The sequence below is a fragment of the Streptomyces sp. NPDC093591 genome, assembly GCF_044764885.1.
In the GTDB taxonomy this organism is placed as follows: Bacteria; Actinomycetota; Actinomycetes; order Streptomycetales; family Streptomycetaceae; genus Streptomyces.
Genome location: NZ_JBIWIY010000011.1, coordinates 1 through 8178 on the forward strand (window position 1 = coordinate 1; position 8178 = coordinate 8178).

Sequence of the window (8178 nt, forward strand, 5' to 3'; positions counted from 1 at the left end):
GGGGGGGGGGGGGCGGGGCGGGGGGGTGTCCGTCCTCGGTCCGGTGGTGGGCCTTGGGCTGGAGGTGCCGTTTGTTGACACCGGACTCTGCGGGCGGACACCCCCCGACCCGTCCCCTTCCCGCCGTACGCGACTGCGGGCCCGTGGGGCTACGCGCCATTCCCGGCCAGCCACAGCAGCCCGCGCCGCCGCAGCCGCGTAGCTGCGGGCAGTCGTGCCGCTGGGGCGGCACGGGTGGGCGCAGCGGCACCCCGTAGCGCCGGGCCGCGCGACCCACCCCGACCAGCGGCAGTGCTGGGTGCCTGTGAACGGGGGCGGCGTTGGTCCTTGCTTTCCCGGGAACGGGCGTGGAGGGCGAAACACCGCCTCAGACCGGCCAAGTCGGGAGAGGATTGAGCGGGGGCGTCGTGGCGTACGTATCGTCTTTTGAGGGGTCACGGCACGGCGGGCGAGAGGCGGCTACGGGCGATGACTCACGGTATGCACACGGACACGCACCCCCCTTACCTCGACGGCGGCCGGAGCTGGCGTGATGTCGCCGGCCAGTACGCGCTACTGCCGCTCCGCGTCTTTCTCGGCGTCACCTTCATCTACGCAGGCCTGGACAAACTCACCGACAGCGCGTTCATGAAGGACGCCGGGTCGGGCTCGATCGGCGACATGATGCGGGCCGTTCGTGATTCCTCGGCCATTCCGGCCATGGTCGACATGGCCCTGGAGAACCCTGTCGCCTTTGGCTATGCCATCGCCATCGGTGAGGTTGCCGTCGGTATCGGCACGCTGGTCGGTCTGCTCGCCCGTGCGGCGGCGCTCGGTGGTGCGCTCATCTCGCTGAGTCTGTGGTTGACGGTGAGCTGGGCCTCCGATCCGTACTACTACGGCAATGATCTGGCCTATTTGATGGCATGGCTGCCGCTCGTGCTCGCGGGTGCGCCGATGTTTTCGCTGGACGCCGCACTTCGCGCGCGGCGACGGCGGCGGGTGGGGGGTTATCGGTAGCCGTCGTTGGCGGGGTGTCGGTCAGTGTCAGTGGTGTGGGTCCGGTTGAGGCTCCGGGGGTGTCGGGTGGGGAGTGTGGGGCGGGCGATGGCGTTTGCGTATCGCCCGTGTCAGGACCGCTGTCGCGCCTGACAGGCACAGGCCGCCCACGACCAGCGGGATCACCACGAACCACGGCGTCTCCCAGGCGTCGCCCGCGTCACCGGCGTAGATGATGCCCGCGAGGGTCAGGAAGGTGCCGGCGACCAGCCTGCCGGGCTGGAACTCATGACGTAGCACGGCTCACCTCCGCCTGTCCCGCGCCGACGCTGAGCTCGAGGTCCAGCGTGCCTGCCTCCTTGGTGCCCGTGGCCGGTGTCAGCGTCAGCTCCTTGTGCTTGCCCGGTGCCACGTCCACGTCCTGCTCGTCGTCGCCCGGCAGTTGGATGTCTCCCACCCCTACGTCGATGCTCACCTCCACGGTCACGTCCTTGGGGACGATCACCTTCAGTCGGCCCACGCCCACGTCTGCCCTCGTCGTCACCGTCTGGCCCTCGGTGAGCTCCAAGCGGGACAGGTCCAGGGTGCCGACGCCGGTGCCGAGGTCGTACTGCGGCTGTACGTCCGCCACGGCCGCCGGTCGCCAGTTCCGCTCGACCCAGTGCGTGCTGATGTCCTTGGGCAGCGCGGCCGAGGCGGCCAGGAGGCCTGCTGTGATGACCGCCAGGAATATGGAGCCCGCTCCCGTGCGGCCCAGGAACGCGCTGACCGCTATGCCCAGCCCGAAGACGAGCAGCGCGCAGGACAGGCCGGTCTGCAGGCTGGTGCCGAGCGCGTGGTCCTCCCACGTCGCGCTGGTGCCGAGGGAGCCCGCGAGCAGGGCCAGCAGGAACACCGAGCCGCCGATTCCACGGGGGCCGCGCGGCTTCGGCTGAGGGGGGCGCCGGGCGCGTATGTCCTGGCGGCTGCTCCAGGTGGTGCCGAGGCTGATGTTGACGGCTGCCGCGATGTCGCGGTCGCGGGAGTCGCGAGGGCCCCAGAGATAGCCCGTGCCGCCGTCGTGCGTGCCGTCCTTGACGATGGGGTCGCGCCACCAGGAGGGGTAGGCGGCAGGGACCGGTGGAGCCTGGGCCTCGGGTGGGGCGTCGGCGACGGCCTGGGCGGCGAGCGGGTCGGGGTCGGGAGTGGCACGGTGCCGCGACCAGTAGCCGGCGCCTGCCACGAGGAGGGAGAGGACGACGGCGAAGGCCAGGACACCGCCGTTCTTCAGCAGCGTCAGGAACACGCCGCAGCCGACCAGCGCGAACAGCACGGCCGTCAGCGCCTGGCCGTCGACCCGGCCGGTCAGCAGCTTGCGCACCTCGTTCTCGTCCTCGTCGTCGTACGGGACGAAGAGCCAGGCGAAGCCGTAGAAGATGAGGCCGATGCCGCCGGTCGCGGAGAGCACGGCGAGGGTGATTCGGAAGATCACCGGGTCCATGTCGCACTGCCGGCCGAGCCCCGCGCACACCCCGGCCAGCATCTTGTACCGCCGGTCGCGCCGGAACTTGTGCGGCGGGTCGGGTGCGCCCGCTTCGGCGGACGCTGTTGTTTCTGCGCCCGCGTGCGCGCGCGGTTCCTCACCCACGGCGCTCGCGGGTGCCGGGCCGGACTGGGTGCCCGCGGTGGGCACGGCGTCCGGCTCGGGCACGGAGTCCGCGGCGGGCTGGTGATCTGTCATGTGTCCATGGTGACGGGCGGGTCGGCGTGGCGGGAGTCGGAATGACCCTGGTCGGACCCTGATATCGGCCCTGAGGGGGGTGCGGGGGAAGAGCGCGAGGTGGAGGGGTTCGAAGATCAGGGGAGTCTCGGGGGTCGACCCTGATGCCCTGCTGCTCCCGCCGTGTGAACATCGATGGCATGCCGGAAGCCGCAGCAGCGCCACTCGTCGAACCGCGGCCGCCGCGCAAGCTCTACCGCAGCAGCGACGGACGCTGGCTCGGGGGCGTGGCGCGGGGGCTCGCCGGACATCTCGGCCTGCCCGTCATCTGGGTGCGACTCGTCTTCGTCGGCCTGTTCATGGCGGACGGCCTCGGCGCGCTGCTGTACGCCGCCTTCTGGTTCTTCGTGCCGCTCGGCGTCGGCGGGGTCGACGCTCAGCGGCCCTCTCCCTTCGCCACCGAGACCGCGGCCGACGGCCGCCGCAGACTCGTCGCCCGCAAGCCGGACAAGGGGCAGATCGTCGCGCTGCTCCTCATGGTCGTGGTGGCGATGGTCTTCGTCGGCAGCGTGGACCTGGGCAACGGCGCCAAGGCCTACCTCCTGCCCGCCGTGCTGGTCGGCGCGGGCGTCGCCCTGGTCTGGCGCCAGGCGGACAACGCCCGCCGGGCCCGCTGGATGGAGGTCGGGCGGCGTCGGCGCACCCTGACGCTGCTGCGCGCCGCGGGCGGCGTCGTCCTGGTCACGGCCGGCGTCTCCGGCATCTTCGTCCTGCAGGGCTCCGCCGACCACCTCGGCTCCGTCCTGCAGGCGGCCCTGGCGGTCCTCGTCGGTATAACGCTCCTCGCAGGCCCGTACCTGGTCCGGATGACCCAGGACCTCTCCGAGGAACGCCTGATGCGCATCCGTGCCCAGGAGCGCGCCGAGGTCGCCGCGCACGTCCACGACTCGGTGTTGCACACCCTGACCCTGATCCAGCGCAACGCGGAGAACGCGAACGAGGTCCGCCGCCTCGCCCGCGCCCAGGAGCGCGACCTGCGCACCTGGCTCTACAAACCCGAGGGCACCGGCAAGGACGAGGCCGACGAACCCACCCACCTCGCCGACGCGGTCCGGCGCAACGCTGCCGAGATCGAGGACAAACACGGCGTCCCCATAGAGGTCGTGGTCGTCGGCGACTGCCCGCTCGACGAGAAAATCGGCGCACAGATGCAGGCCGCGCGCGAGGCGATGGTGAACGCCGCGAAGTACGGTGGCGAGGGCGGCGCCGTGCAGGTCTACGCCGAGGTGGAGGGGAAGACCGTCTTCGTGTCCGTCCGGGACCGCGGTCCGGGCTTCGACCTCGACTCGATACCCGCCGACCGCATGGGCGTCAGAGAATCGATCATCGGCCGCATGGAGCGCAACGGCGGCACGGCCCGGCTGAGGGCGGTGCCCGGCGGCGGTACAGAGGTCGAGCTGGAGATGGAGAGGGCGGAGAAGACGTCATGAGCGACCCGACCGAGGCGAACGAGCCTGTGGAGTCGACCGGCGGGAGCGCGGGCGAGCGGCACGTGCGCGTGGTCCTCGTCGACGACCACCGCATGTTCCGTACGGGAGTCCAGGCCGAGATCGGCCGCACCGAGCAGACCGGTGTCGAAGTCGTCGGCGAGGCCGCGGACGTCGACCAGGCGGTCACGGTCATCACCGCGACCCGGCCCGAGGTCGTCCTCCTCGACGTACACCTTCCGGGTGGCGGCGGGGTGGAAGTCCTGCGTCGCTGCGCCCCGTTGATGGCGGACGCCGAGCAGCCCGTCCGCTTCCTCGCGCTGTCGGTCTCGGACGCGGCGGAGGATGTGATCGGGGTGATCCGGGGTGGTGCGCGCGGATACGTCACGAAGACGATCACCGGTACGGATCTGGTCGACTCCATCTTCCGGGTCCAGGAGGGCGACGCGGTCTTCTCGCCGCGTCTGGCCGGGTTCGTCCTGGACGCCTTCGCGTCGACGGACGCGCCGCCGGTCGACGAGGACCTCGACCGGCTCACTCAGCGCGAGCGGGAGGTGCTGCGGCTGATCGCGCGGGGGTACGCGTACAAGGAGATCGCCAAGCAGCTCTTCATCTCCGTCAAGACGGTCGAGTCCCATGTTTCGGCGGTGCTGAGGAAGCTCCAGTTGTCGAACCGGCATGAGCTGACGCGGTGGGCGACGGCACGGCGCCTGGTGTGAGCCCGGGCCCGGGCAGCGCTCCCTGCCCCTGCCCCGGTCCCGGCCCGCTCGCTCACACCACCCGCGTGGCCCCCGCGAACGGCATCTCGTCGAGCGGGGCCACCCGGACCGGTGCGGACGGGTTCGGGGCGTGGATCATCTGGCCGTTGCCGATGTAGAGGCCCACGTGGCTGATGCTGGAGTAGAAGAACACCAGGTCACCCGGGAGTAGTTCGGCGCGGGAGACACGGCGGCCGGAGTCGATCTGGGCGTAGGTCGTGCGGGGAAGGGAAATGCCGGCCGAGCGGTAGGCGGCCTGGGTGAGGCCGGAGCAGTCGAAGGCGTCCGGGCCGGTCGCGCCCCAGACGTAGGGGCTGCCGATCTTGGTGTGGGCGTAGGAAATCGCGGCTGCCGCACGGGAGTTGGGTGCCTGGACGGTGGCGGAGCCGGGGGCCGTCAAGGCGTCGCGGTTGCCCGTCGAATTGCGTGCGGCGCGGGCTGCGTCGGCTGCGCCTGCTCCGAGCCGGGCCCGCTCCTCGGCGGTCAGTCGGGCGAGCAGGCTTCGGGCCTCGTCCAGCTTGCCGGTGATCGTGTTCTTGTGGCTTCGCAGTTCGGCCTGGCGGGACTTCAGGGAGGTCAGCTCGACGCGTGCGGCTCCGCGTAGCTGTTCGATCTCGCGGATTTGCTCACGGACGCTTGCGACGGATGCCGCCTGACGGTGGCCGGCGCGTTCGGCGAACTCCGCTCCGTCGAGATACCGGTCGGGGTTGGCGGAGAGCGCGAGCTGCAGGGACGGGTCGAGGCCGCCGTCGCGGTACTGCGCCGCGGCCATCGAACCCAGCGCCTCCCGTGCCGAGTTCAGTTTCTCCGTCTTGCGGGCGGCCTCGTCCTGCAGTGTCCTGATCCGCCGTTCGGCCGTGTCCGCCTTCTCCTTCGCGCCGTTGTACTTCTCGGTGGCGACCTCCGCCTCCTGGTACAGCTTGTCCACCTTCGCCTTGACCTGCTCCGGTGTCAGCTGCGGCTCGGCGTGTCCGGTCCCGTCGAACCCCGTCGCCGTCGCCGCGCCCGCCAGGGCGATCGTCCATGCCGTGCGGGCCGTATTGCCGCCGGCCGAGCGTTGACGGGGTTTGCGGTGCGCTGCCACGTGGACTGCACGTCCTTTCGTACGACCGCCTACGACCGCCTCGTCCCGTACGGGCGCCTGGGGGAGCGGCCGTAGGACGCCCGGGGGTGCCGGGGGGCGGGTTGCGCGTCCGGCGGCGGCCCACACAGGGGGAGCGGGTCGCCGCCGGACTTCCTCGGCGGTGGTGTCCGACTGCCGCCCCTGGCCCGGGCGGCGGTGGGGAGCCGGTCACCTGGTGGAGGACGCTAAACCTGGCTGTGCCGGGTCGGTAACGCGTTGTACGGAAGTGCCGGGAGCGGACCGCGGGATGACCGTAAGTGAGCGTGATCCCGGGATGGGGTCGTCGTGTTCACGCAGTGTGCTGACCGATGTGGCGGTTTCCGGGGGCGTGGGGGTGGCGGGGTGCTATGGGGCGCCCGCATATATGCGAGATCGGTAGGAGGGTTCGGTAGGGGGTGGGGTGAGGTTGGGGTTGGGGTGAGGTTGGGGTTGGGATGGGGCGAGTGTGGGGTGAGTGGGGTACGTCGAGTGGGGCGGTGTCGGGTGGTTGTCCGGCGCTCATTAGGCTCCGGCTCCATGGACGTACTCATCCATCTCTTCGTCGGCCTGCACATCATCGGGATCGCCGCGCTGCTCGGGGGTTTCTTCACTCAGATGAAGGCGATGGGCCAGGGCACCGCCCGGTTCGTCCCCGCGATGCTGCACGGTGCACTGACCATGCTGGTCACCGGGGTGATCCTCGTCGGTCTCAATCAGGCGGACGACCAGTCCGTCAACAACATCAAGATCGGCGTGAAGCTGGCGCTGCTGGTTGTGATTCTCGGGCTCGTGTATGTGAAGCGGGACGACGAGACGGTGGACAAGAGGCTGTTCGGGGTGGTGGGGCTGCTGAGCACGGCGAACGTCTTCATCGCTGTGTTGTGGACCTGATGTCGGAGCCGGGGGTCGGCCCGGGGGCGGGTGCGGTGTAGGCCCGTAGGGCGGCTGCGGTGACCGCCAGCCATGCCGCCACCGCGATCCACAGCAGTACGTCGCCGGGGGTCTTGAGCCACGGGACGTCCACGGTGGCGGCGACGGAGAGTGTTGCCGCGGCGGTCATTCCCATCGGGAACACGGTGGCCCAGCGGCGTACGTCGTAGCGAGGCCGGGGCCATGCGATCTCGGCGATGAGCAGGGCGGCGTACCAGGCGAGGTCGAGTACCAGCAGGGCGACGGTCACCGTGCGCAGGGCGCTGTCGGCGTCGTCGTTCCAGAGGTACAGGCGGGCGCTGTCGGCGGCGATGAGCTTCGAACCGGCGAGCGCGGAGATGGCGAGGGCGCCGCCCGCCACCCAGTGGTCGCCGGGGCCGTGGGCGACTTGGCGTAGGTCGAAGCGGGTCAGGGCGATGACGTAGAGCAGCAGGCCGAGCCAGAAGAGTGCGAGTGCTGTGTGGGCGAGCCATGCCGTGGCCTCGGACGCGGCGAGTGTGGCGCCCAGGACGGCCAGGCCCTGGGTGGCCACGCAGCCCAGGAACACCGCGCCGGGCATGCGGGGGTGCCAGTGGCGTACGACCTGGACGAGGAGGACCGGCCAGAGCAGGGCCGCCAGGGCCAGGAGCGCCTTGGCGAGGGGCTGCCAGCCGAGGGTGGTGAAACGGGTGCCCAGGACGGTTGTCGCGGCGATGGCGGTCAGGGCTGCCGGAGTGGCTGCCTCCTTCAGCCACCTGTCCCGGTCCCGCAGGAGTCGGGTGAGGAAGTCGCCGGCCAGGGCCAGCCAGGTTGCGCAGGCCAGGGTGAGGGTGATCCGGGACAGGGTTTCGTGGCCCGTCTGGTGCAGGGCCACCGACAGGATGCCGGTTGCCATGACGGCGGCGCCGGCTGTGGGGGGACGTTGCGACCACCAGGTGTGGAGGGGGGAGGTGGAGGTGGTTGCGGCGGTGGTGGTGGCGGGCATGGGGGCGATGCTAGGGAGCTTCGGGTGGGGCGGGGGGCGGGCACGCGCGTGTTGCCTCCGGCGGTTGGGCCGGGGGTGCCTGCGGCGGCCTGTTGCTGTGGGGTGGGGGTTCGTGTAGCGCGTGGGGGTGGGGTGTGGGTCGGGGCCGTGGCGGGGGGGGGGGGGGGGGGGGGGGGGGGGGGGGGGGGGGGGGGGGGGGGGGGGGGGGGGTGGTGGTGGTGGGGGGGGGGGGCGCCCCCCCCCCCGCCCCCCACCCCCAC

General features: G+C 71.4%; 8 protein-coding genes. 4 read left to right on the forward strand and 4 right to left on the reverse strand.

The window, feature by feature from the left end; all coding sequences use genetic code 11:
• Window positions 1-468: 468 nt before the first annotated feature.
• Window positions 469-999, forward strand: coding sequence for a DoxX family membrane protein (locus ACIREI_RS23410; RefSeq protein ID WP_403335975.1), 531 nt, complete (start codon window positions 469-471; stop codon window positions 997-999).
• 27 nt (window positions 1000-1026) lie between these two features.
• On the opposite strand, the gene ACIREI_RS23415 is transcribed toward ACIREI_RS23410, so the two are convergent.
• Together ACIREI_RS23415 and ACIREI_RS23420 are read right to left on the reverse strand one after the other, a co-directional pair.
• Window positions 1027-1278 carry a hypothetical protein gene (locus ACIREI_RS23415; RefSeq protein WP_403335977.1) on the reverse strand — a complete coding sequence of 84 codons (252 nt, stop codon included), beginning with the start codon at window positions 1276-1278 and terminating at the stop codon, window positions 1027-1029.
• Window positions 1265-2698, reverse strand: coding sequence for a PspC domain-containing protein (locus ACIREI_RS23420; RefSeq protein WP_403335980.1), 1434 nt, complete (start codon window positions 2696-2698; stop codon window positions 1265-1267). Before ACIREI_RS23420 ends, ACIREI_RS23415 begins: the two co-directional genes overlap by 14 nt.
• 179 nt (window positions 2699-2877) lie before the next feature.
• On the opposite strand from ACIREI_RS23420, the gene ACIREI_RS23425 reads away from it, so the two are divergent.
• Both ACIREI_RS23425 and ACIREI_RS23430 read left to right on the forward strand, forming a co-directional pair.
• Entirely contained in the window at window positions 2878-4167 is a 1290-nt protein-coding gene (locus ACIREI_RS23425) for a PspC domain-containing protein (RefSeq protein WP_403335983.1), read from the forward strand.
• Window positions 4164-4883: a response regulator transcription factor gene (locus ACIREI_RS23430; RefSeq protein WP_093905187.1), complete on the forward strand. Its 720-nt coding sequence runs from the start codon at window positions 4164-4166 to the stop codon at window positions 4881-4883. Before ACIREI_RS23425 ends, ACIREI_RS23430 begins: the two co-directional genes overlap by 4 nt.
• A 52-nt stretch (window positions 4884-4935) precedes the next feature.
• On the opposite strand, the gene ACIREI_RS23435 is transcribed toward ACIREI_RS23430, so the two are convergent.
• On the reverse strand, window positions 4936-6006 hold the full coding sequence (locus tag ACIREI_RS23435; RefSeq protein WP_403335986.1) for an NlpC/P60 family protein: 1071 nt from the start codon (window positions 6004-6006) through the stop codon (window positions 4936-4938).
• Between the two features lie 555 nt (window positions 6007-6561).
• On the opposite strand from ACIREI_RS23435, the gene ACIREI_RS23440 reads away from it, so the two are divergent.
• Complete coding sequence (locus ACIREI_RS23440) at window positions 6562-6915, forward strand: hypothetical protein (protein WP_403335989.1); 354 nt, start codon at window positions 6562-6564, stop codon at window positions 6913-6915.
• Here ACIREI_RS23440 and ACIREI_RS23445 read toward each other — a convergent pair.
• A complete protein-coding gene (locus tag ACIREI_RS23445) occupies window positions 6893-7918 on the reverse strand; it encodes a tellurite resistance/C4-dicarboxylate transporter family protein (RefSeq protein WP_403335992.1) in 1026 nt (341 codons plus the stop codon). The two genes, ACIREI_RS23440 and ACIREI_RS23445, sit on opposite strands and share 23 nt — an antisense overlap.
• Window positions 7919-8178: the final 260 nt, after the last annotated feature.